Source organism: Devosia ginsengisoli, assembly GCF_024707105.1.
GTDB classification, from domain to species: Bacteria; Pseudomonadota; Alphaproteobacteria; order Rhizobiales; family Devosiaceae; genus Devosia; species Devosia ginsengisoli_A.
Window position 1 is genome coordinate 635,160 of sequence record NZ_JANQAJ010000011.1, and the last position, 22,951, is coordinate 658,110.

The 22,951-nt window shown below is 64.0% G+C and carries 17 protein-coding genes; 10 read left to right on the forward strand and 7 right to left on the reverse strand.

Annotation, left to right across the window (positions count from 1 at the left end):
• The first annotated feature begins 4 nt into the window (after positions 1-4).
• Positions 5-838: a glycerophosphodiester phosphodiesterase family protein gene (locus NVV79_RS17140; RefSeq protein WP_303991676.1), complete on the forward strand. Its 834-nt coding sequence runs from the start codon at positions 5-7 to the stop codon at positions 836-838.
• A 193-nt stretch (positions 839-1,031) separates the two neighbouring features.
• Here the strand turns inward: NVV79_RS17140 and NVV79_RS17145 are convergent, their stop codons facing one another.
• The 6 genes from NVV79_RS17145 to NVV79_RS17170 all read right to left on the reverse strand — a co-directional run bounded on the left by NVV79_RS17145 (position 1,032) and on the right by NVV79_RS17170 (position 10,276).
• Positions 1,032-1,835 carry an inositol monophosphatase gene (locus NVV79_RS17145; RefSeq protein WP_303991678.1) on the reverse strand — a complete coding sequence of 268 codons (804 nt, stop codon included), beginning with the start codon at positions 1,833-1,835 and terminating at the stop codon, positions 1,032-1,034.
• Positions 1,836-1,848: 13 nt separating this feature from the next.
• A complete protein-coding gene (locus tag NVV79_RS17150) occupies positions 1,849-3,522 on the reverse strand; it encodes a Na/Pi cotransporter family protein (RefSeq protein ID WP_303991681.1) in 1,674 nt (557 codons plus the stop codon).
• Between the two features lie 64 nt (positions 3,523-3,586).
• Entirely contained in the window at positions 3,587-5,668 is a 2,082-nt protein-coding gene (locus NVV79_RS17155; RefSeq protein WP_303991683.1) for an ABC transporter ATP-binding protein, read from the reverse strand.
• 5 nt (positions 5,669-5,673) lie between these two features.
• On the reverse strand, positions 5,674-6,822 hold the full coding sequence (locus NVV79_RS17160; protein ID WP_303991685.1) for an ABC transporter permease: 1,149 nt from the start codon (positions 6,820-6,822) through the stop codon (positions 5,674-5,676).
• 223 nt (positions 6,823-7,045) lie between these two features.
• The gene (locus NVV79_RS17165; protein ID WP_303991687.1) at positions 7,046-8,038 is read right to left on the reverse strand and encodes an ABC transporter permease; all 993 of its coding nucleotides are present in this window, start codon (positions 8,036-8,038) and stop codon (positions 7,046-7,048) included.
• A gap of 243 nt (positions 8,039-8,281) precedes the next feature.
• Complete coding sequence (locus NVV79_RS17170; protein ID WP_303991690.1) at positions 8,282-10,276, reverse strand: ABC transporter substrate-binding protein; 1,995 nt, start codon at positions 10,274-10,276, stop codon at positions 8,282-8,284.
• Positions 10,277-10,524: 248 nt separating this feature from the next.
• Between NVV79_RS17170 and NVV79_RS17175 the strand changes: the two genes are divergently transcribed.
• From NVV79_RS17175 to NVV79_RS17215, 9 genes are all read left to right on the forward strand, one after another.
• Positions 10,525-11,553, forward strand: a complete 1,029-nt coding sequence (locus NVV79_RS17175; RefSeq protein WP_303991691.1) for a LacI family DNA-binding transcriptional regulator — start codon at positions 10,525-10,527, stop codon at positions 11,551-11,553.
• A 205-nt stretch (positions 11,554-11,758) separates the two neighbouring features.
• Complete coding sequence (locus NVV79_RS17180) at positions 11,759-13,003, forward strand: HAD family hydrolase (RefSeq protein WP_303991694.1); 1,245 nt, start codon at positions 11,759-11,761, stop codon at positions 13,001-13,003.
• A 312-nt stretch (positions 13,004-13,315) separates the two neighbouring features.
• Positions 13,316-14,848 (forward strand): ABC transporter substrate-binding protein, encoded by a 1,533-nt coding sequence (locus tag NVV79_RS17185; protein ID WP_303991697.1) that lies wholly within the window; start codon positions 13,316-13,318, stop codon positions 14,846-14,848.
• A gap of 54 nt (positions 14,849-14,902) precedes the next feature.
• A complete protein-coding gene (locus NVV79_RS17190) occupies positions 14,903-15,820 on the forward strand; it encodes an ABC transporter permease (RefSeq protein WP_303991699.1) in 918 nt (305 codons plus the stop codon).
• Positions 15,817-16,725, forward strand: a complete 909-nt coding sequence (locus NVV79_RS17195; protein WP_303991701.1) for an ABC transporter permease — start codon at positions 15,817-15,819, stop codon at positions 16,723-16,725. Before NVV79_RS17190 ends, NVV79_RS17195 begins: the two co-directional genes overlap by 4 nt.
• Before the next feature lie 2 nt (positions 16,726-16,727).
• A complete protein-coding gene (locus NVV79_RS17200) occupies positions 16,728-18,569 on the forward strand; it encodes an ABC transporter ATP-binding protein (RefSeq protein ID WP_303991704.1) in 1,842 nt (613 codons plus the stop codon).
• Positions 18,566-19,906, forward strand: a complete 1,341-nt coding sequence (locus NVV79_RS17205) for a lyase family protein (RefSeq protein WP_303991707.1) — start codon at positions 18,566-18,568, stop codon at positions 19,904-19,906. The genes NVV79_RS17200 and NVV79_RS17205 overlap by 4 nt, the downstream gene beginning before the upstream one ends.
• A 13-nt stretch (positions 19,907-19,919) precedes the next feature.
• Positions 19,920-20,534: a flavin reductase family protein gene (locus NVV79_RS17210; protein ID WP_303991709.1), complete on the forward strand. Its 615-nt coding sequence runs from the start codon at positions 19,920-19,922 to the stop codon at positions 20,532-20,534.
• A gap of 27 nt (positions 20,535-20,561) precedes the next feature.
• The gene (locus NVV79_RS17215) at positions 20,562-21,488 is read left to right on the forward strand and encodes a LysR family transcriptional regulator (RefSeq protein ID WP_303991712.1); all 927 of its coding nucleotides are present in this window, start codon (positions 20,562-20,564) and stop codon (positions 21,486-21,488) included.
• A gap of 4 nt (positions 21,489-21,492) precedes the next feature.
• Here NVV79_RS17215 and NVV79_RS17220 read toward each other — a convergent pair whose 3' ends face one another.
• Positions 21,493-22,794 (reverse strand): alpha-L-fucosidase, encoded by a 1,302-nt coding sequence (locus tag NVV79_RS17220; RefSeq protein WP_303991714.1) that lies wholly within the window; start codon positions 22,792-22,794, stop codon positions 21,493-21,495.
• Positions 22,795-22,951 lie beyond the last annotated feature (157 nt).

Below are 22,951 nucleotides of genomic sequence, written 5' to 3' on the forward strand. Positions count from 1 at the left end.
TGCCTTGACCGAACCGCTCTTCATCACCCGCAACGGCCATCGCACCTGGCTCAAATGGCATCGTGGCCGCCGCAAGGCGTCCGACCCGGTCTTTACCGGCGCTCGCATTCTCGAAGCCATGCGGCTGGGCGCCAGTGTCGAGGTGGATCTCGTGGTCACCGCAGATAAGGGCATGGCCGTGCTGCATGACATGGCGCTCGACCGCGAAACCACCGGCCAGGGCCCGGTTGCCGCGACAAGCGATGCCACGATCCGCACCCTCTACCTGCGCGGCAATGACGGCGCGCCGATCCCCGACAAGGTGATGCTGCTCGACGACCTCTGCGCCCTGATGGCCGAGGGCCAGGTGCATCCCGACGCGCTGCTGCAACTCGACTACAAGGAGGACGAAACCGTCCTCGACAGCCGGGCCGTCGCCAAATTCGCCGCCGCGACCGGCCCGGTTGCCGGCAATATCATCGTCTCCTCAGGCTCTGCCGCCGCACTGAAGCTGCTCACCGAAGCCGTGCCCGGCATGCGGAGCGGCTACGACGCCAGCGACGAACAGCGCTTCAAGGCCGCCCTTGCTTCCGGTACATTGCAAACCTTCGTCGACGACGCCGTCGCCGCCCTTCCTGGCACCGACCTGATCTATCTCTACTGGGAAATCGTGACCCGCTCGGCCGATGCCGGCTTCGACATCGTCGCCGCCTTCCACCGCCACGGCAAACGCATCGACGCCTGGACCATCCGCGAAGCCAGCGCCGAAATGAAACCCCATGTCGAGCGGTTGCTGGAATTGAAGGTGGACCAGATCACCACGGATGATCCGGAAGGGTTGATTGCACTAATGGGGTGAGCCCACGAGTGGAGCCTACCCCTCCCCTTGTGGGGAGGGAAGCGAGATAGGACTTAGCTTGCTAAGTCCGTTGAATCGAGCAGGGTGGGGGGTGTCGAGGGCTCCGCAAGACTCGGCGCATGCGAAACGCTCGACACCCCACCCTTGATCCCTCCCCACAAGGGGGAGGGAGACGACTGCTCCATCCGTGCCCCTACTTCGGCTCTTTCCGCGGCACGTCCTTCAGCTTGTCCAGCAGAAACGCATGCGTCGCCTTGTTGGCGACCAGCAGCGTGCCGGTGCGCTCGAACACTTCCGGCCCCCGCCCCCACCAGTCGGTGACGATGCCGCCCGCTTCTTCGACAAACAAAATCCCCGCCGCCGTATCGACGAAGCCGGTTTCCTCGTAATAGCCGGTCAGCCGCCCCATCGCGACATAGGCGCAGCTATTGGCGGCGCTGCCGACGATGCGCACGGCACCAACAGGCGCGCGGATGGCGTCGAGCCGCTCATAGGCGCCGGGATAGAGCGACAGGCCGGGCGTGGGCAGGCCGGTGCCGATATTGAACAGGCCGATATCGGCCTGTTCGCTGACCTTGAGCCGCTCGCCATTCATGAAGGCGCCCTGCCCCTTGATCGAGGTGAACATCTCGTCGGCAGGCGGATTATACAGCACGCCGCACACTGTCTCATTGCCGCGGCGCAGGGCGATCGAGATCGTGTAATGCATGCCGTTGATGAAATTGGTGGTGCCGTCGATCGGATCGACCAGCCAGCGATATTCGTCGCTCTTGTCGACCGGCTCGAATTCCTCGCCGGTAAAGCTCCAGTCCGGGTAGCGCTCGAACAGGAATTTGCGGATCAGCAATTCGCTTTCCTTGTCGGCGTCGGAGACGAAATCCGCCGGTCCCTTGATGCCGATTTCGAGGTCGCGGAAACGCTCGAAATAACGCAGTGTCAGGGCTCCTGCCTCGCGGGCGACGGCAACCATGTCCGCAAGGACGGCATCGTAGTTCATTGCTGGCTCCAGTTTATTTCGCGGCCGTCTTCGGTTCGAGGACGGTATTGGGCCGCAGGCGGCTTTCGTCGAGCTCGCCCTTGGTTTCGAGGATGGGATAGGCCACCGAGGCCAGATGCGCGTTGATGCGCTTGAGGTCGCGCAGGATATCGAGGTGGAGCGAGCTGGTTTCCACCGAGGCCGCCACCCGTTCGCGCACGCGCTGGATATGCAGGCCGGCCGAACGGGCCTCGAGCCGGCGCACATCCACCTTGGCGGCCACCAGTTGCCGGGCCAGTTGCGGGTCTCCGGTCATGAACACGGTCTGGCTCAGTTGCATGTTGCTGATGGTCTTTTCGTAGAGCGCCACGATTTCGGCGAGGCCATCGGCCGAAAAGCGCAGTTGCCGCTTGGCGATCTTGCCGGCAACGTCGCAGAGCCCGCTTTCGACGATATCGCCGACATGCTCCAGGTTGATGGCAAAGCTCATGATCTCGGCGGAACGGCGAGCGTCGTCCTCGTCCAGTTCGGTCTGGTCGAGCCGGGTCAGGTAGAGCTTGATGGCCTGGTTGAAGGCATCGACATCGTCATCGAGCAGCGACACGGTGCTGCGCGTGGCGGGCCCCGGCTTGCGCAGGGCATCCAGGCTCCCTTCCAGCATGCGCAATACGATATCGCTGACCCGCAGCGTTTCGCGGGCCGCCGCCGCCAGCGCGATGGCGGGCGTATCGAGCACGGTATCGTCGAGATAGCGCGTACCGCGCTCCGGCGTGGCCGGCCGCGGGATGGCCAGGGCCGCCAGCTTGCCGATCGGCCCGAGCAGCGGCAGGAACAGCACCAGCAGCGCCAGGTTGAAGCCGATATGGGCGACAATGGTCAGCGTGTCGGCATCAGGCACGACGGTTTGCAGCAGCGCCGCGGCCGGCGCGGCGAAGATGGTCAGCACGATGGCACCGATGGCGCGGACTACCAGGTTGGCCAGCGTCAGCCGGCGCGCCTCAGTGCCCTCGCGCAGAACGGCCAGCAGCGGCGGAATGGCGCCGCCGAGATTGGCCCCGGCCACCAGCGTCACCGCCAGCGCCGGCGGCACGATGCCGGCCGAAGCCAGCAGCGCCACGAACAGCACCACGGCAAGGCTCGACGACGATACGAAAGCCAGCACGGCGGCGAGGATCAGTGCAAAGGCCGGCGCATCCGCCAGGCCGGACAGGATGGCGATCATCACCTCGGATTCGCGCAGCGGATCGGTGACATTGCCCACCAGTTGCAGCGCCAGCAACATCAGGCCAAGACCCAGCACGGCGCGGCCCACGCCCTTGCCGCGGGCATATTTGCTCAGCGAAAACACCGTGACCCCGATCAGGATCATGACCGAGGCGAACCAGTGCACGTCGAGCGACAGGATCACCGCCGCAATGGACGTGCCAACATTGGCGCCCAGCATCACCGCCTGCGCCATGCGCGGATTGATGGCGCCGCTACTGGCAAAGCTCGCGGTGATGACGGCGGTCGCCGTGGAGGATTGCAGCGCCAGCGTGGCCATGATGCCTGACAGGACCGCCGTGAAGCGGTTGCCGGTGCCCTTGGCAATCCACAGGCGCAGCGATGCCCCGAAGGCCCGCATGACGCCGGTCTTGATCATCCGCAGGCCCCAGAGCAGCAATGCCCCCGCGCCGAGCAGGTCGATCAGCTGTATTGTGGAATGCATGTTCCCTTATCGCACCAATTTAGAACAGGCATTGTACGCCAGTTCCCTGATCTGTCGACTGAATTTACGCGTCGACCATCTCCGGCTTGCCGGTGACGGTGCGCAACCGTAGTTCATCGGCCCGGATACAGGCGAAACGATGGTCCGGCGTACCATCGAGGGGCGGCATAACCGCACGGCAGGCGGGTTGGGCATATTGGCAGCGGTCGGCAAAGGCGCAGCCGGCGACCTGCCGGCTCGGGTCCGGCACATGGCCGCCGAGGCGGATGCGATCCGTGCTCTTGCCCACGCCCCGGCCCGGAATGGCGGCCAGCAGCGCCTCGGTATAGGGGTGGCGCGGATTGCGGAAAATGGCCTCCGTGCTGCCGATCTCGACGATCCGCCCGGCATACATCACCGCCACGCGGTCGCTGATATTGGCGATGACTCCCAGGTCATGGCTGACGAAGAGATAGGTCAGGCCCATTTCGGCCTGCAGGGACTTCATCATGTTGATGATCTGCGTCTGCACCGACACGTCGAGCGCCGACACGGCCTCATCGGCAATCACCAGCCGCGGGTCCGATGCCAAGGCGCGGGCGATGGCGATGCGCTGGCGCTGCCCGCCGGAAAAGGCATGCGGATAGCGCTCGGCATAATCAGGGCTCAGCCCCACCCGCGACAGCAGCACCTGCACCCTGGCCTCGATCTCGCCAGCGCTGTACCGGCTGTTGACCTGCAGCACTTCCCCGATGATGTCGCGCACCCGCATGCGCGGATTGAGCGAGCCCGTCGGGTCTTGGAAGATCATGCGGATATCGGTGCGCAGGCGTTTCGCCGTGGCGCCGCGCGCCGTCAGCAGATCCACCGGCTCATGGCTGCCATCGGCAAAGCGGATCGCGCCGCTGTCGGCCCGGTGCAGGCCGACAATGGTCTGCCCGAGCGTGGACTTGCCGCAGCCGCTCTCCCCCACCAGCCCCAGCGTTTCGCCGGGATAGATATCGAGCGAAATGTCGTTGACCGCCCGCACCGCCCCGGTCTGGCGCTGGAAGAAGCCCGCGCGAATGGGGAAATGCTTGTGCAGGTCGCGCACGCTCAGCAGCGGCTCAGCGCTTTCCTCGCGCTTCTCAATCGCAGCAACAGCCGCAGTGGCCCGCGCCGCGCTCCTGTCGATCCGGCCCGCCTGCGGGCCATAGGCGTGGCAGGCGACCATGTGGTCATTGCCCAGCTCGGTCTCCAAAACCGAAATCGTGTTGCAGAACCCGGCCACCGCCCATTCGCAGCGCGGATGGAACGAACATCCGGTCGGCCGCAGCGCCGGCGGGGGCACCATGCCGGGAATGGCCTTGAGCGGCGCCTTGAAGTCCCCGTCGAGCCGCGGCATCGAGGCGAGTAGCCCGCGCGTATAGGGGTGCCTGGGGTTCTCCAGCACCTCCTTGACCGGTCCGCGCTCGACGATCTTGCCGAGATACATCACCGCCACTTCGTCGGCGATTTCGGCCACCACGCCCAGGTCATGGGTGATGAACAGCACCGCCATGCCGCTGTCGCGCTGCAACTGTGCCAAGAGGTCAAGAATATTGGCCTGCGTGGTCACATCCAGCGCCGTGGTCGGCTCGTCGGCGATCAGCAGGCGCGGCTGGTTGATCAGCGCCATGGCGATCATCGCACGCTGGCGCTGGCCGCCCGAAAGCTGGAACGTATAGCTGTCATAGCGCCGCTCGGGGTCGGGCATGCCGACCTGTTCGAGCATCTTGATGCCCTCGGCCCGCGCTTCCTTCTCGCTCACCTTGCGATGCAGCGTCAGCGCCTCGCTGATCTGGTTGCCGATGGTGTATAGTGGCGAAAGGAAGCTCATCGGCTCCTGATGGATCATGGCGATGTCGGCGCCGCGCACATGGCGCATCACCGGACTGGTCGGCCTGGTGGCCGCAATATCCAGCACGTCGCCATTGGCCTGGCGCAGGTTGATCGCCCCGCCCGACACCCTTCCGGGATGGTCGATGACCTGCAATATCGCCTTGGCCGTCACCGACTTGCCGCAGCCGCTCTCCCCCACGAGGCACAGCGTCTTGCCGGCGGGAATATCGAGATCGAGCCCGGTCACCACGTCGACGGCACCGGCAAAGGTGATCCTGAGGCCGCGGATTTCTACGAGATTGTCCATCAGCCTCAATCCGAATAGGGGTCGGCCGCGTCGCGCAGACCGTCACCGAGGAAATTGAGCGCCAGCACGGCGATGACCACCGCCCCGCCCGGCAGCAGCAGCCATGGCGCCGAGGCTATCGTGCGCACATTCTGCGCCTCCTGCAGCAGCACGCCCCAGCTCACGATGGGTGTGCGCAACCCGATGCCGAGATAGCTCAGCGCCGTTTCCGCCAGGATCATGCCCGGAATGGCCAGCGACACCGTGGCGATGATGTGGCTCAGAAAGCTGGGCAGCATGTGCCGGAAGATGATGCGCACCGGCCCGCAGCCATCGAGCCGCGCCGCCTTGACGAAATCCTCGCTGCGCATGGCCAGGAACCGCCCGCGCACCACCCGCGCCAGGCTCGTCCAGCCCAGCACCGACAGGATGATGGTGATGAGGAAATAGACCTGCAAAGGCGGCACCGATTGCGGAATGGCCGCCGCCAGCCCGATCCACAAGGGGATTGCCGGTACGGACTGGATGAATTCGATGAAGCGCTGGATGAGATTATCCACCACGCCCCCGAACAGGCCGGAAATGCCGCCGATCAGGATGCCGAACAGCAGGCTCAGCGCCACCCCGATCAGCCCGATCGTCATGGAAATGCGCGTGCCATAGATGGTGCGGCTCAGGATATCCCGGCCCAGCCGGTCGGCTCCGGCGACGAAAAAGGGCTGGCCCACTTCCACCGGCCCGAACAGGTGAAGGTCGGTCGGAATGAAGCCCAGCAGGTTATAGCGCTCGCCCTGCACGAACAGGCCGATGGGAATGACCGCATCGGGATCGGCCACGAAGAGGCGCCGTCCGGAATTGTAGTCGATCTCGGTCTTGTAGGCATTCACATGCGGCAGGAAGCGCCAGCCCTCGCCATCGTCACGACCCCACTGGATCGCCTGCGGCGGCGCATAGCTGTAGCTTGGATTATAGGCTTCCAGCGTCACCGGCGCGAGGAATTCGGGGACCAGCGCCACGATATAGGCAAGGATCACCACGATGCCGCCGGCCACGCCCAGCCGGTGGCGCAGGAATTTCTGCCACACCAAAGCCCAGTGCCCGTCATAGCCGCGCCCGCGCTGGTGGATGGGAGCGACGGGCGCAACCTGCCCCGTGGTTTCGTCGAATGTGCTCATGGGGTCGCCCCGATCCACCGCATTCGCGGCTCTTGCGCCTCCCTCCCCCTTGTGGGGAGGGTGAGCGAGATAGGACTTAGCTTGCTAAGTCCGTAATCGAGCCGGGTGGGGGTATCTCTCCGCGAGTCTGGTGTGCGTGGCCCACCCCCACCCTTGCTCCCTCCCCACAAGGGGGAGGGAGACGACTGAGCGATCGTGCGATCAAAATACAAAACCATCACCCCTACCCCTGCTGATACCGGATGCGCGGGTCGAGCCACGCCAGCAGCAGGTCGCTCAGCAGTGTCCCCACCACCACCAGAACGCTCAGCATCAGGATGAAGCTGGCGGCCATGTACATGTCCTGCGTACGCAGCGAATCCAGCAGCAGCGGCCCGGTAGTCTGCAGCCCCATGACGATGGCGACGATGGTGCCGCCCGAGACGATCTCGACAAAGATATCGTTCTGCCCCGACACAAACGGGTTGAGCGCGTGCCGCACCGGATATTTCATCAGCAGCCCGAACTCGCCCTTGCCCTTGGCCCGGGCCGCCGTGACATAGGGCTTGTGCAGCTCGTCCATCAGGTTGGCCCTGATGACGCGGATCACGCTGGCCGTGCCCGCCGTGCCCAGCACGATCATGGGCAGCCAGAGATGGTTGAGCAGGTCGAGCACCCGGTCCCAGCTCCATGGCGCTTCGAGATATTCCGGCGAGAACAGCCCGCCGACATTCATGCCGAACCAGGCGAAGGCCACATACATCACCGCCAGCGCCAGCAGGAAATTGGGAATGGCGAGGCCGAGGAAACCGAGAAACGTCGCCACATAGTCGCCGGCCGAATAGCGCCGCACGGCCGAATAGATGCCGATGGGGATCGCCACGACCCAGATGAACAGCAGGCTCGCAACCGACAGCACCACGGTCAGGCCCAGCCGCGGCCAGATCACATCCTTGACCGGCAGGTTGAACGAGAAGGAATAGCCGAAGTCGCCCCGCAGCACGACGCCGGATATCCAGTTCCAATATTGCACCATGATCGGCAGATCGAGCCCATAGGCCCGCCGCATGGCCTCCTGCTCGGCGATCGGCATGATATCGCCCTGCGCCGCGCGCAATTCGGCGGTGCGGGTGACGAAATCACCGGGCGGAATGGCGATGACGAGGAAGGAGATCAGCGAGACCGCAATCAGCGCGGGGATCACATAGATGATCCGGCGTAGCATGAATGATCCCATGGTCGGTCTCCTTTCTGCGGTGGCGTGGGCCGGTGCCACGGCCTCGTGGTTCGACGGGCTCACCATGAGGTCTACTGAAACGCCGCGCTCTCAACAGGCCTCATGGTGAGCCCGTCGAACCACGAGGCCGTGGCAGGGTGCTTGGGTCACGCACCAAATAAAAAGCCGGCTCCGCAAAAGGGAATGAACGAAGCCGGCCAGGATTGGATGGCCCTTGGCGGGGCCATCCGGGCTCTGGGAGAGCTACTCCTTGAAGAAGAAAGTGGCGAAGTTGGCCGGAGCCGGACCGGGATAGAGCCAGCCTTCGATCAGTTCGGCCGGCACATTGTGCAGGTCGTTCTTGACCGAGCGGTAGTAGCCCGCCGGGTTGGCGATGCCGATGGTGAGGAATTCCTCGGCCAGCAGGTCGGTGAATTCATTCATCAGCGCGGCCTGTTCCTCGCCCACCGTGGTGGGAATGGTCGAGCGCAGCTCATAGAGGCGCTGCACATTGGCCGGCGGCTCGACGGGGGACCAGCCTTCCGGCAGGGCCGCATCGGGGTTGAGGCGCTTGATGTCCCAGGCGGCCCAGCCGCTCCAGTTGCCCAGCGACCAGTAGCCGTAGTCGTTCATGAAGCGGCCGAGATTGAGCAGCGGCAACTGGCCACAACCATTCTCGCCTACCCAGACTGCGGCATCGGATTCCGGCTTGGAGCGGGCGTTCCCGAACAGTTCGTCGGAGTGGTAGTTGATGGTCACGTCGAGGCCGGCCTGTTTCCAGGTACGCTCGATGAGCTGGAAGGCATCGACCGTGTCCGGCTTGAAGTCGGCATTGATCTCGACCGAGAACTTGAACGGCTTGCCGTCCGGTCCGACACGAACGCCACTGGCGTCCATCGGGATGATCTTGTCGAGATGCTCGGCGGCGGCGGCCAGGTCGAATTCGGTGAATTCCTTGGCCAGTTTCTCGTTGTAGAAGGGCGAGTTCGGCAGCGGCGCCGGCTGGAAGGGCTCGCCCTGCCCCAGATAGATGGTGTCGATGATTTCCTGGCGATTGATGGCCAGCGACACGCCGGCCCGGAAATCCTTGGAGCCGAACACCTCGGCCTTGACCGGGTCCGGATGGTTCACCGAAAAGCCGAGTACGGCGGTGTTGTAGTCGCAGCTCGTGGCCGGCACGAGGTGATAGTTGCCTGCATCCTGGCTGTCGAAGAACACGGCGCGGTTCTGCGGCGTCGACACATTGCGCGGCGACATGCTGATCTGCCCCTGGATGGACTGCAGGAGCGTGACTTCCGGGTCGGCCGCCACGGTCCAGACGCGCTCGTCGATATAGGGGAGCTGCTGGCACGAGGGATCGACGGCGAAGTAATAGGGATTACGGATATAGGTGACGCGCTCCTTGCCGAGCAGGCTGTCGGTGCCGATCCAGGCATGGATCGAGGGACGCTCGGGGTCGTTGAACTGGGCGGGGTCGTTGTAGGAGCCGACATTGCCCTTCCACCAGGCGGCATAGTCGGTGGCGCCGGCGGCGGCCATCATTTCCGCCACGCCATCCGGATTCAGGTCGATATCGAACTGTTCCATATAGTGCTTGGGAAATTGCACGGCGCGCTGGCCATAGGGGCCGGCCATGTTCTGCAGGAACAGGCCATTGGGATCCTCGAAGGTGAAGCTCACGGCATAGTCGTCGACCTTGGTGACAGCAGGCTTCTTGCCGTTGTTCATCACCTCGGCGCGCGGGCCGCCGGTCATCACCTTGGGGTTGTTCTCGATGCGCTCCCACCAGAAGACGATGTCGTCGGCAGTGAAAGGCTGGCCGTCGGACCACTTCATGCCTTCGCGCAGGTGGAAGGTATAGGTCCGGGCATCCTCGCTGATGTCCCAGCTCTTGGCGATGCCGGGCACGACTTCGGAACCATCGACGCTCCAGCGCACCAGCGGTTCATAGCCGAACTGGCGGATATCGGCGATGTTGCCACCGCCCCAGCTATCGATGAACTGGCCGCCATAGATGCCGACTTCCTCGGCGGGCTGGATGACCAGCGGTTCGAGCGGCAGGCGCTCGGCCGCCGGGGGCAAGGTGCCTGCATCCACCATGGCCTTGAGCTGCGGCGCTTCCGTATAGCCGCTGGCGCAGGCGCTGGCTGCGTCCTGGGCCTGTGCCGGCAGCACGATGGCGCCGGGCAGAGCCGTTGCACTGAGCAGCACTGACGTCGTCGCCAGCAGCCGCGTTACGCCGAAACGATCCTTCTGCATATGCTTCCCTCCCACGAAATGAAAACGTCACATCCTCCGAGGTCCGGCTGGTGGGTTTGAGCCGGAAGCCTCACTTCCAAGGGTGCTTGATGCACCTCGTAACTAGTACCCACGCATATCGATTGGGTGACGGTATCTTGTAAACGTTTTCAAAACAAGATATGAAAACCGACATGGTCGGAACGGTGAAAAACTGTTACCGCGTAAGCCACTAATCGGCCCCTTCGGTCACGCTCAAGGTTAACAGTGTGGTAACAATCAAGGACGTTGCGCGACTGGCGAATGTGTCGATTGCGACCGTCTCGCGCGTGGTCAACAACTATACCCATGTGCGGCCGGCGGTGCGCGAAGCCGTCACCAAGGCCATTGCCGAGCTGGGCTACCGCCCCAATGGGCTGGCCTCTTCGTTCCGCACCCAGCAGTCCAATATCGTCGGTGTCCTGCTGCGCCAGCAGCGCACGCCGTTCAGCAGCGCCCTGGCCTATGCCATCGAGAACACCATGTTCGACCAGGGCTATCGCGTGCTGCTCTGCTCGACCAATGGCGATGCCGATCGCGAAGAGGCCTATCTCAACACCATGCTGGAAATGCGGGTGCAGGGCGTCATCATTCGCCCCTCGGCCGCCACGCCGCGCACCATCAAGCAGGTCAACCTGCTGCGCGAGCAGGGCATTGCCGTCTCCTTCGTCGACATGAAGCCCAAGATTGCCGCCGTCAGCTCGGTGGTTTGCGACAACTTTTCCGGCGGCTACCAGGGCATGCGGCACCTGATCGAGTTGGGCCATCGCCGCATTGGCGTGGCCGCCGGCAGCGTGGCGCAAAAGGGCGGCGCGGCCGATGTGGGCAGCGAGCGGGCGCGCGGCATCCGCCAGGCCGCCGCGGATCTGGCCACCGATGTGGAGATCATCTGGTCGCCGCCTTTCGATATTGCCAGTTTCGAAATCGGGCGCGAGATCGGCGACGTCATGATCCGTGCCAATCCGGACATGACGGCCATCTTCGCCACCACCGACATGCTGGCCATCGGCGTCATGCATTCGGCCCATGCGCTGGGCCTAGACCTGCCCGGGGACCTGTCGATCCTGGGCTATGATGGCGTGCTGGAATCCTCAGTCACCTTCCCCACCCTCTCCACCATCGCCCAGCCGATCCACGAAATGGGACAGCTTGCCGCCACCACGCTGATCGACCACATGCGCGGCGTCAGCAAGTCGCCGCGCCAGGTTGTGCTGGAAAACACCCTCATCCAGCGCGCCTCCACCATTCCCCTGCCCTGATTTATCCCCGCCGGACAGCCACCCGGCTACAATCGCGCCCATCCATGCCGGCGCTCGCGCCGCCACGCATGAAAAGCGGAAAACTTATCCCCCGGCAGGCAATTTCAGCATGGCTGCAAATTTACCTTTGGAGGCGGCTTGCGGTTTAAACATGAAAACGATTACAAGATTGCAAGCTGTTCTTTCAGGTTTCGGGGAAGCCCTCATGTCGCCATCTGTCCGACCCACCACGAGCGCGGATATCGCCCTGGCGCGCCGCCTGGCGCCGGTCATCCGCTTCTGCGACAATGAGCCTTTCCTGCCGTCGCGGGTCGGCATCACGGTGCTGGACACCCCTGCCCGCTCGCCCTCGACCGGCCTGCCCATCGCCTTCGAACCCGGTGTCGCCAGGGTCATCGAATATGCCATCTGGTGGGACTGGGACATCCAGCATCTCTATGAGCTCGAGCATATCTGGCTCAAGCTCGCTGCCGATGACAGCATCGTCGCGGTCGAAGCCAGCGCCCATGGCGGCAAGTTCGCCATGCAACTGCCCGATGGTGCCTTGCCGCTCGAATCCGGCCGGGTAACGCTGGTCTCGACGCCGGGCAAGCACGCCTTTACCGCCACTGCCCAGGAGCAGTTGCCGGACGCCGAACGCACCGTGGTGGCCTGCCAGGAACTGGCCGGCCGCGCCGGCATTCTCATCAACGACATGTTCCGCGCGCGGTTGGGCGCGGTGACGCCGGAGGACCATCGCGCCGTCAAGCGCTACCTGCAGGCCCGCGCCTTCCTGCCCACATTCAGCTTCAATCAGCTTTTCGACCTCGCCGCAGCAGAGTTCAGCAGCTGGGACGATCTGGCGGCCTGGATTCCCGGCCAGGTGAAGGCCGTCCTCGCCCAGGTGCGGCAGGAGCAGCCTTTGCTCAAGGCCGTCTTCCTCGACAGCGGCGACACGCTGGTCAACGAGGCCAGCGAGAAGTTCGACGCCGAAGGCTATGTCATCGAAGCCGGGCTCATTCCCGGTGCGCTGGAAATGGTGCAATCGCTGGCCAATGACGGCTATCGCATCGCCCTGGTGGCCGATGGCCGCGTCCGCAGCTTTGCCACCATATTGGGCGGCCACGGCATCAGCCCGCATTTCCACGCCCAGGTCATTTCCGAGGCCGAGGGCTGCGAGAAGCCCGACCAGCGCATGTTCCAGAAGGCCATGGAATCGCTGGGCCTGGGCACGTCCGACGCCGAAGCCATCGTGATGGTGGGCAATCACCTCGAACGCGATATCGGCGGCGCCAACCGGCTCGGCATTATCAGCATCTGGCAGAACTGGTCCAGGAAGCGCAGCCATATCCCCGCCGAGGCCATCGAAGTGCCCCGCTACACCATCCGCTCTCCCGGCGAACTACCGGCCCTGCTGGCCGACATCGAACGCCAGATGGCCCGCGCCAAGTCCAATCCCTCGCTCGCCTGAGTGACGGCCTAGCGGTTATAGCGCCCCGGCACAGCAGCGGGGGCATCAATAGCCCGCGAAACCCGGCGCTGAAGCGCTTCGGCACGCCACGAAATGTGGGCCAAGCGGTTGCCAGGACCGCGCAGTAGCAACATCATTGGCCTCGCCCCGATCGTTCCGGGACGGGCTATGGCGCTGCATTCCACTCCCGCACGATACCGTCCCGCGGCACTTCGCGACTCTGCGAAATTTCGCATCTATAGCTCCAATGTTTCGACTTTTGGAACAGACGGAAATTTGGGAAGGCTACGCCGAAGTGTTAGGGAGGAGCCAATGCATTTCTTGAAAGCCATCACGCTTGCCGCCTTGTTGGGCACGGCTGTCATCAACCCTGCCCTTGCGGGCAAGTCGGACGATACGCTGCGCGTCGCCTTCGTGGAGGAGATCCTCGAACTCGACTACAACTACACGACCAAGCGCGAATACATCATCATCGCGGACCTGATCGACGAGAACCTCTTCGAGGTCGATCCGGAAACCAACGCGTTCGAGCCGGCGGTCGCCACGGGATACGAATACATCGATCCGCTGACCATCGAGGTGAAGCTGCGCGACGACGTCACCTTCCACAATGGCCAGAAGCTGACCGCCCGCGACGTGGCCTATACCTATAACTGGATCATCGATCCCGAAAGCGAGAGCCATCCCGGGCCGGGCCATGCCACCTGGCTGAAATCGGCGGAAGTGGTGGATGACTACACGGTTCGCTTCCACCTGCTCAACGACTATCCGCTGGCCATTCGCGACCTCGCCACCCGGGTGAGCATCAGGCCGGAAAATACCTATCACGTTGATGGCAAGGTGGTGCGCAATGCAGCCGCGCTCGAACCGGTCGGCCTCGGCCCCTATCGCGTGGCGAGCTTCAAGCCGGGCCAGGAACTCGTGCTGGAGCGCTATGACGGCTACTATTCTGACAGCCCCAAGGGCGACGTGCCGATCGAAAACATCGTCATCCGCACCATTCCCGATATCGGAACCCAGCAGGCCGAACTGATGAGCGGCGGCATCGACTGGATGTATAACGTGCCGCTGGACGTGGCGCAGAGCGTCGAGGGCCTGCCCATGGTGGAACACCTGTCCGGGCCGGACCTGCGCGTGTCTTTCATCGTTCTCGATGCTGCCGGCTATACCGATCCGGACGGCCCGCTGACCAAGCGTCAGGTTCGCCAGGCGATGAACCATGCGGTCAACAAGGCCGACATCGCCCAGTATCTGGTCGGTGGTTCGGCCGAGGGCATCCACACGCCGTGCCATCCGGCACAGTTCGGCTGCGATACGAGCATCCAGGATTATCCCTACGATCCCGAAGCCGGCCGTCAATTGCTGGCCGAAGCAGGCTATCCCGATGGCTTCCCGCTTGATCTGTGGGCATATCGCGAGCGGTCCATGGCCGAGGCGGTGGCCGCCGATCTCGAAAATATCGGCATCGACGTCAACCTGCGCTATGTGCAACTGGCCTCGCTCGACCAGGCCCGCGCCAATCAGGAAATTCCGGCCTATATCGGGACCTGGGGATCGGGCGGTACCGCCGACACGGCGATGATCGCCAATATCCACTTCAACGCAACGACCGACCGCAATCTGTCGGGCGACGAAAAGCTCACCGAGCTTGTTCTCGCGGCCGAGGCGACCAGCGATCAGGACGAGAGGCGCCGCCTCTATACCGAAGCCCTGACCATCATCGCCGATGAAGCATATTGGGTTCCGCTGGTGACCTATTCGGTCAACTATCTGATCAATTCGGAACTGAACTTCCCGCTCAATGCGGACGGCTTGCCCCGCCTCTATTCGGCAAGCTGGAAATAGGCTTGTTCCAAACATCGAGCCGGCCTGGTGCCGGCTCGAACAGGGATTGATGCTATGCTCAAATACATCCTGCAGCGGGGTGCGCTGGCACTTGCCGTGGCGCTTGTCGTATCCTTCGCCACGTTCATGTTGCTCAATTATGCGACGGACCCCGCTTCGGCATTGGCCGGCGAGGATGCCACCCCCGAGATCGTCGAGCAGATCAGGCAGACCTACGGCTTCGACCGGCCGGTATTCGTCCGCTATTTCGAATGGCTGGGCGGCGTCGCCCGCGGCGATTTCGGCGAGAGCTACTACTGGAACAAGGATGTGGCCTCGCTTGTGCTCGAGCGCGCGCCGGTGACGATCGCCCTGGCCCTTTCCGCACTCATGGTTACCATCGTCATTGCCATCCCGCTGGGGGCCATCGCCGCGCTGCGGCCCAATTCCTGGGCCGACCGCCTGGCTCTCACCTTCGCCGTGTCGGCTCAGGCCATTCCCAGCTTCTGGCTGGGCCTGATGCTGATCATCCTTCTGGGCGTCATGATCCCCATCCTGCCGATTTCAGGCGACAGTTCCTGGCAGCATTTCGTCATGCCGGCCTTCGTACTGGGCGCCAGTTCCGTCCCCGCCGTGATGCGGCTGACACGCACCGGGCTGATCGAGGTCATGGAGTCCGACTATATCCGTACCGCCCGTTCCAAGGGCTATCGCGGCTTCGCCCTGCTCCGGCGCCACGCCATGCGCAATGCGCTGCTGCCGGTGGTGAGCGTGCTGGCCGTACAGCTCGGCCAGAAATTCGGCGGCTCGGTGATCACCGAAAGCGTCTTCGCCATCAACGGCCTGGGGCGACTGGCACTGCAGTCGATCCTGGGCTCCGACATCCCCACGGTGCAGATGCTGATCTTCATCTTCGCCCTCATCTTCGTGCTCATGAATCTGCTGGCCGACCTGCTCAATGCAGCGCTCGATCCGAGGATCCGAATCTCATGACCATTTCTACATCCACCGACCTGCCTGCCGCCTCCGAAACGAAAACCCCATCGCCGCGCGCGCTGATGCTGCGTCGGGCTTTGGAACACAAGGGCTTCATTGCCGGCGTGGTGATTGTTGGCGTCCTCATTCTCGTTGCCCTGCTGGCGCCGCTGCTGGCGCCGCACGATCCCTTCGCACAGTCATTGCCCAACCGGCTGCTGCCGCCCGTCTGGGCCGAAGGCGGCAATTGGGACTATCTCCTGGGCACCGACCAGGTGGGGCGCGACTATCTCAGCCGGCTCATCTATGGCGCCCGGGTGTCGCTCACCATCGGCTTCGGCGCCGCGCTGATCGGCATGATGATCGGGGTTACCCTCGGCATCTGTGCCGGCTATTTCGGCGGCTGGGTCGACCATTCGGTCAGCTTCCTGCTCACCGCCCAGCTCGCTTTGCCCGGCCTGCTGCTGGCCATGGCGCTGGTGTTCATCATCGGCCCGTCGGTCTGGGTGGTGATCGGCATAATCGGGGTGCTGCACTGGACCTATTTCCTCGTGGTCACCCGTTCGGCGACGCAGCGGCTCAAGTCGCAGGATTTCGTGGCTGCCGCCAAGGCGATGGGCGCCACGCGCTGGCAGATTCTGCGCACCGAAATCCTGCCTAACCTCTCCAGCCAGATCATCGTGATCTTCACCTTCGAGCTGGGCATTTCGATCCTGGCCGAATCCTCGCTGTCCTTCCTGGGCGTCGGCATCCAGCCGCCCACCCCGTCCTGGGGCCTGATGATCGCCGAGGGCAAGCAGGCCCTGTTCTACCGGCCCTGGCTGGTCATCCTGCCCGGCGTGTCGCTGTTCCTGCTGGTGATCGGCGCCAACCTACTCGGCGATGGCCTGCGCGACATCACCTCGCCGCAGGGAAGGAACTGACCATGCTCGACAAACGCACCATTCTCAGCGTCAACGACCTCGAAGTCGTCCTCCACACCGCCGTCGGCGATCTCAAGGCCGTGCGCGGCACGAGCTTCGATCTCAAGGCCGGCGAAGCCATCGGCATTGTCGGGGAATCCGGATCGGGCAAGTCGATGACCGCCCTCGCCTTGATGCGCCTGCTGCCGCGCGTGGCGCAGTTGCGCGCCAATGCCATCGCGCTGGACGGCGTGGCCATCGATACCGCTGACGACCGGGAATTCGCCCATTCCATCGCCGGTCAGAAGATTTCCATGATCTTCCAGGAGCCGATGACCTCGCTCAACCCGGTCTATTCCATCGGCCGGCAGATGACCGAGGCCGCCGTGCAGTTTGCCGGCCTTTCGCCCAAGGCGGCGCGAGCCCGGGCCATCGAACTGCTGGAACGGGTGGGCATACCCGACCCCGTCGGCCGGCTCGAACAATATCCGCATCAACTGTCCGGCGGACAGCGCCAGCGCGTGATGATCGCCATGGCGCTGATGAACGAGCCTGAACTCATCATCGCCGACGAACCGACCACCGCGCTCGACGTGACGGTGCAGGCCCAGATCATGGAGCAGCTGGCCGAACTCCGCCGCGAATTCGGCATGGCGATGATCCTCATCACCCATGACCTGGCCGTGGTCGCCTCGACCGTCGACAAGGTGGCGGTGATGTATGGCGGCGAGATCGTCGAAAAAGGGCCGTGCCATGAGGTGCTGAGCAATCCCATGCACCCCTATACACGCGGACTGCTGGCCTGCGTGCCCAAGATGGACGGCACGCCCCGCCGACTGGGCGCCATTCCCGGCATCGTGCCGGCGCTGCTGGGCGAGGTCGACTTCTGCGTCTTTTCCTCGCGCTGCGCCCATGTCCGCGACATCTGCCGCACGCAGCGCCCGCCGCTGCAGGGCGACGGCGCACGCAGCTATAGCTGCATCCTCACCCCCGGCGAGATCGCCGCCCTGCCCCCGGCGCAGCCGACGGAGGAAATGGCGCCACCAATGGTGGAGACCGGGCCGGCGCTGATCGAGGCCCAGGGCATCCACAAATTCTACCGCGTCAAGAAGACCCTGTTCGGCCAGACGAAAACCCTGCACGCCGTCAACGACGTCTCCTTGCAGATCCGCCGCGGCGAAACCTTCGCCCTGGTCGGTGAATCCGGATCGGGCAAGACCACCCTGGCCAAGATCCTGCTCGGCCTCAGCCCTGCCGATGGCGGCACGGTGCTGCTCGATGGCGAGGCGGTCAATGCCATGGACGGCCGCAAGCGCGCTCGCCTGATGCAGCCGATCTTCCAGGACCCCTATTCCTCGCTCAACCCCCGCCACACCATCGCGCAGATCATCGCCCGCCCGCTCGACGTGCATCGCATCGGCGATGCCGCGTCCCGCAAGCAGGCCGTGCTTGACGTCATGGACCGCGTCGGCCTGCCCAAGCGGGTGCTGCACAATTACCCCAGCCAGATGTCCGGTGGACAGCGCCAGCGCGTGGCCATTGCCCGCGCCCTCATCATGAAGCCGGCTTTGCTGGTCTGCGACGAGCCCACCTCGGCGCTCGACGTTTCCGTGCAGGCGCAGATTCTCAACCTGCTGGCCGACCTGCAGCAAGACCTGGGCCTGACCTACCTACTCATTACCCACAATATCGCCGTCGTGCATCAGGTCGCCTCGCGGATCGCCGTGATGCACCAGGGAAGGATCGTCGAAATGGGCGAAGCCCGCAAAATCCTGCATGCACCCGAGCACGACTATACGAGGCTCCTCCTGTCTTCGGTGCCCGAACTGGCGGCCGCAACAGCCAAAGAGCCGGTGCAACCATGATCACCCCGCAGACCGTCTTCTCCCGCGCCAATCTCTGGCAGACCTGGCTCGATGTGGAAGCGGCCATGGCGCTGGCCCAGGCCGAGATCGGCATGATCCCGCAATGGGCCGCCGACGAGATCGCCAACAAGGCGCGGCTGGACAATTTCGATACGGCCGAACTCGAGCTGTCGGTGGCCGAAACCATGGCGCCCATCGTGTCGCTGGTGCGGGCGCTGTCCGATATCTGCGGCGCGGCCGGCCGGTTCGTGCATTGGGGCGGCACCACACAGAACATCATGTCATCAGGCAGGCTGCTGCTGGTCCGCCGCTCCCACCAGTCCATGCTCAATGCACTGGCCCGGGCCATCGACAGGCTCGGCACCCTGGCCGACCAGCATGCCGAAACCGTCATGGTGGGCCGGACCAACCATCGCCAGGCCCTGCCCATAACCTTCGGTTTCAAGGTAGCCGGCTGGATCGAGGAACTGGCGCGCCAGAACGAGCGCTTCCTGTCGACCGAAAAACGGGTCTTCGCGCTGCATTTCGGAGGCGCCATCGGCGCCATGCACTCGTTCGAGGGCAAGGGTGAGGCGCTGAACGCCGCCATTGCCCGCCGCCTCAACCTGACCCCGGTGCTGGTGCCCGACCGGGCCTCGCTCGATGGCCAGGCCGAATATGTGGCGAGCCTGGCTTTGTTCGGCATGACTGTCGGCCGCATCGGCTCGGAGCTTTACCGCCTCATGGCCGACGAGATCGGCGAAATCGGCGAGACGCTTGGCATGGAAGTGGTCGGCAGCTCCACCATGCCGCACAAGGTCAATCCCAAGCATGTCGTGCATCTGGTGTCGGCAGCGGCCCATCTGCGCTCGAAAGTGCACCCTGCCCTCGAGGCAGGCATGCCGGCGCATGAAGGGGATGCGGCGAGCAACCAGTTGATGTCGAGCACGATCGAAAGCGCCTCGGCGCTGGCCTGGGAACTGGCGGAGCGCCTCGAAACCACGCTCGCCAATATCGACATCCGCACTGCCAGCATGGCTCGGAACCTTCAGCTCAATGCCGATGTCATCGCCAGCGAGAACCTGATGATGATCCTTGCCCGCAAGATCGGCCGCACCACGGCGCATGATCTGGTGCATCACGCCGTGCTCCACAGCGACGATGGCGCCAGCCTCACCGACACCCTGCTGGAAAGCAAGGAAGTCAGCGGCGCGATGAGCCGGGCCGAAATGGAAGCGGCCCTTGTGCCGGCGCATTATCTGGGCGACAGCATAGCGATCGCGCGCAAGGCGGCCTCGCTGGCCGCCACAACCGCCACCGCGATGCGATCCCGTTCGGAGGCCTGGCCCGCACCATGATCCGCGACGCCGCATGACGACCTATCATTCCTTCGACCCGGCGCTGGGTCACGGGCTGCCGCATGATCCGATAAAGGGCATCGTGGCGCCCCGCCCCATCGGCTGGATTTCGTCACTCGACAAAGCCGGCACGGCAAACCTGGCGCCCTACAGCTATTTCAACATGTTCAGCCACAAGCCGCCGATCCTGATCTTCGGCAGCGAGGGCCGCAAGGACACGGTGCGCAATATCGAACAGACCGGGGAATTCGTCTTCAACCTGGCGACGCGTGACCTGGCTGAGGCGGTCAACCAGACATCGGCGCCCCAGCCGCCCCATGTCGATGAATTCGAGCTGGCGAGGCTCGCCAAGGTGCCGTCGGACAAGGTGGCGCCGCCCCGGGTCGCCGGCGTGGCCGCGGCCATGGAATGCCGGCTGGTGCAGGTGCAGCAGCTCACCGACATGGATGGCGTGCCCGTCGATACACATCTGGTCATCGGGCAGGTGGTGCAGGTCCACATCAATCATTCCTGCCTGGTCGACGGCCTGTTCGATATCACGCGCGCCCGGACCATCGCCCGCTGCGGCTATCGCGGCGACTATGTCGAGTCCGGTGAGACATTTGAAATGCTGCGGCCGGGACGCTAGGACTGGAACGTCTGCGGGAGGTGCCCGGTGAATTTGCGCTCGCTCAGGATTTTCCGCCGGGTGGTGACGACGGGGTCGCTCGCCCAGGCTTCCCAGGACCTCAACATCTCACCCTCCGCCGCCAGCCGCCTGCTGTCGCTGCTCGAGGCAGAACTCAAGCTCAACCTCTTCTCCCGCTCCAAGCGCCGGCTCGAACTGACCGAGGAAGGCGACCGCTTCTACCGGCAGACCGAACATATCCTGCGCGGCCTCGACGAAATGGAGCTCATCGCCGCCGAAATTCGTGCCCAGACCAATGAATTGTTGAGCCTGGTGACGGCGGCGCCGCTGGCCATGGGGCTGATTTCGCCCTCGCTGGTACTCATGCAGCAGCGCGACGAGGCCTTTGACTGCGTGATCAATGTCGAGACGCGGTTCGATCTGGAAAGCAAGGTCGCCGCGCGGGCCTATAATGTGGGCGTGATCTCCCTGCCCATCGAGAATGGCATTCTCGATCTCACCATCGAGCCCTTTCTTGAAACGCGCCTCGGCGTGCTGATGCGCACCGACCATCCGTTAGCGCGGCAGGCCGACATCACGCTCGAAGCGCTAGCCCGCTACCCCATCGTGGCCCTGACCAAGGGCCAGCGCTGGCGAGAACGGCTGGACGACATCTTCTCGGCCTCCGGCCTGACGCCGGAGATACGCGTGGAAACGACATCGACGCCGGTGGTCAAGAACCTCGTCCGCGATGGCGCCGGCCTGACGGTGGTGGACTGCATCTGCGGCCGGATCGCCGATGACGAACCGCTGGTGCTCAAGCCCCTGGCGATCGAAAAGTGGATCACCTATGCTACGATCCACCCCAATGGTCCCAGGCCGGCCCGCAGCGGCCGGTTCATCGAGGCCATGCGCGATTTCATCCGCGCCGAAATGGGCCGCAGCCAGGGCAGAGACATGCTGCGGCTCATCTAGCCGCTCAATCCCCCAGGATCAGTTCGATAACCGGCACCACCACGTCCGGTTTGATGACCGGCAGTTCCAGGGTGAGGATGCCGTCGCCCACCGCGACACCCGTATTGGTTTCCACTGCATCATCCCGGTCGAGCCAGCGGACTTCGCTGGCATCGTGCAGGAACTGGGCATATTTCACCCTTCCCGCCAGTCCGTCGATATGGATGTGGCGGAAGGGCCAGGTCTGTATATGCAGGTAGAGCCGCTTGCCCTTCTGGGTGAAGCGGCAGCCATTGGGCGCCGCATAGGTCGAGGGACCGGCGCCATAGATGGCGCGGCCGTTCACGTCCAGCCAGCCGCCATAGACTTTCAGTGCCTCGACGGCCCGGGCGTCGAACAGACCGCGCCCGGTGGGGCCGACATTCATCAGCAGGTTGCCGCCCAGCGCCACCGTATCGACCAGCAGGTTGATGAGCTGCCCGGCATCCTTCCAGGTGCTTTCGTCGCGGTGATACCCCCAGGACCCGCTGAAGGTGTGACACACCTCCCAGCGCACCGGCTTGCCGCCGGCAGTGGGGGCCACGCGCGGCGTATATTGCTCGGGCGTCGCCAGATCCTTGGGGAAGTTGCCATCCGCCGGCAGGTCGAGGCGGTCGCCGACGATGATGTCGGGCTGCAGGCGCCGCACGAGCCCGATCAGCTCCTCGCTCTCCCAGTCGGCCCGGCCCTTGCCCTTCATGCCGCGATAGTCACGATCGGGGTAACTGAAATCGAACCAGATAACGGAAATCTCGCCAAAGTCGCTCAGCAGCTCGGTGACCTGATCGCGCATGTATTGGGCATATTTGCGCACGTCGCGCGCCTTGTTCATCTCCAGCGCATCGGGATGGTTGCGCAGGGGATGAATGCCGTCGATGGGAAATTCGGGATGGTGCCAGTCGAGCAGGGAATAGTAGAACCCCACCTTGAGCCCCTCGGCGCGGAAGGCCTCGACGAAGGGTTTCAGCAGGTCCTTGCCATAGGGCGTATTGGTCGCCTTGTAGTCGGTGAACTTGCTGTCCCAGAGGCAGAAACCTTCATGGTGCTTGGCGGTCAGCACCACATATTTCATCCCTGCTTCTCGGGCATGCCGCGCCCATTCGCGCGGATCGTAGCGGTCGGGGTCGAAATTGTCGAAATAGCGGGCATAGTCCGCGGGCGCGATTTCCTCGTGGTTCTGCACCCATTCATGCCGTGCGGCCAGCGCGTAGAGGCCGAAATGGATGAACATGCCAAAGCGGACCTGGGAAAACCAGGCCTTGCCATCGCTGTCGCCGATACGCGCCACATCGTCCTCCCGAAATCGTGCCGGCCCGAAGCCTAGAGTCTTTCCCATTTTGACGAAAGCATAGGCGGCTCAGCAAGCGTGATGTTGGGGCGTTTCCCTCACCCGGAAATCCGCTGGACGCGGATTTCCACCCTCTCCCACAAGGGGCGAGGGGTAA

Bases quoted from the DNA above. Each gene is read 5' to 3' on its own strand.
- NVV79_RS17160 (WP_303991685.1), bottom strand. From the start codon at position 6,822: ATGAGCACATTCGACGAAACCACGGGGCAGGTTGCGCCCGTCGCTCCC.
- NVV79_RS17155 (WP_303991683.1), bottom strand. From the start codon at position 5,668: ATGGACAATCTCGTAGAAATCCGCGGCCTCAGGATCACCTTTGCCGGT.
- NVV79_RS17170 (WP_303991690.1), bottom strand. From the start codon at position 10,276: ATGCAGAAGGATCGTTTCGGCGTAACGCGGCTGCTGGCGACGACGTCA.
- NVV79_RS17165 (WP_303991687.1), bottom strand. From the start codon at position 8,038: ATGGGATCATTCATGCTACGCCGGATCATCTATGTGATCCCCGCGCTG.
- NVV79_RS17210 (WP_303991709.1), top strand. From the start codon at position 19,920: ATGACGACCTATCATTCCTTCGACCCGGCGCTGGGTCACGGGCTGCCG.
- NVV79_RS17180 (WP_303991694.1), top strand. From the start codon at position 11,759: ATGTCGCCATCTGTCCGACCCACCACGAGCGCGGATATCGCCCTGGCG.
- NVV79_RS17200 (WP_303991704.1), top strand. From the start codon at position 16,728: ATGCTCGACAAACGCACCATTCTCAGCGTCAACGACCTCGAAGTCGTC.
- NVV79_RS17185 (WP_303991697.1), top strand. From the start codon at position 13,316: ATGCATTTCTTGAAAGCCATCACGCTTGCCGCCTTGTTGGGCACGGCT.
- NVV79_RS17190 (WP_303991699.1), top strand. From the start codon at position 14,903: ATGCTCAAATACATCCTGCAGCGGGGTGCGCTGGCACTTGCCGTGGCG.
- NVV79_RS17150 (WP_303991681.1), bottom strand. From the start codon at position 3,522: ATGCATTCCACAATACAGCTGATCGACCTGCTCGGCGCGGGGGCATTG.
- NVV79_RS17195 (WP_303991701.1), top strand. From the start codon at position 15,817: ATGACCATTTCTACATCCACCGACCTGCCTGCCGCCTCCGAAACGAAA.
- NVV79_RS17205 (WP_303991707.1), top strand. From the start codon at position 18,566: ATGATCACCCCGCAGACCGTCTTCTCCCGCGCCAATCTCTGGCAGACC.
- NVV79_RS17145 (WP_303991678.1), bottom strand. From the start codon at position 1,835: ATGAACTACGATGCCGTCCTTGCGGACATGGTTGCCGTCGCCCGCGAG.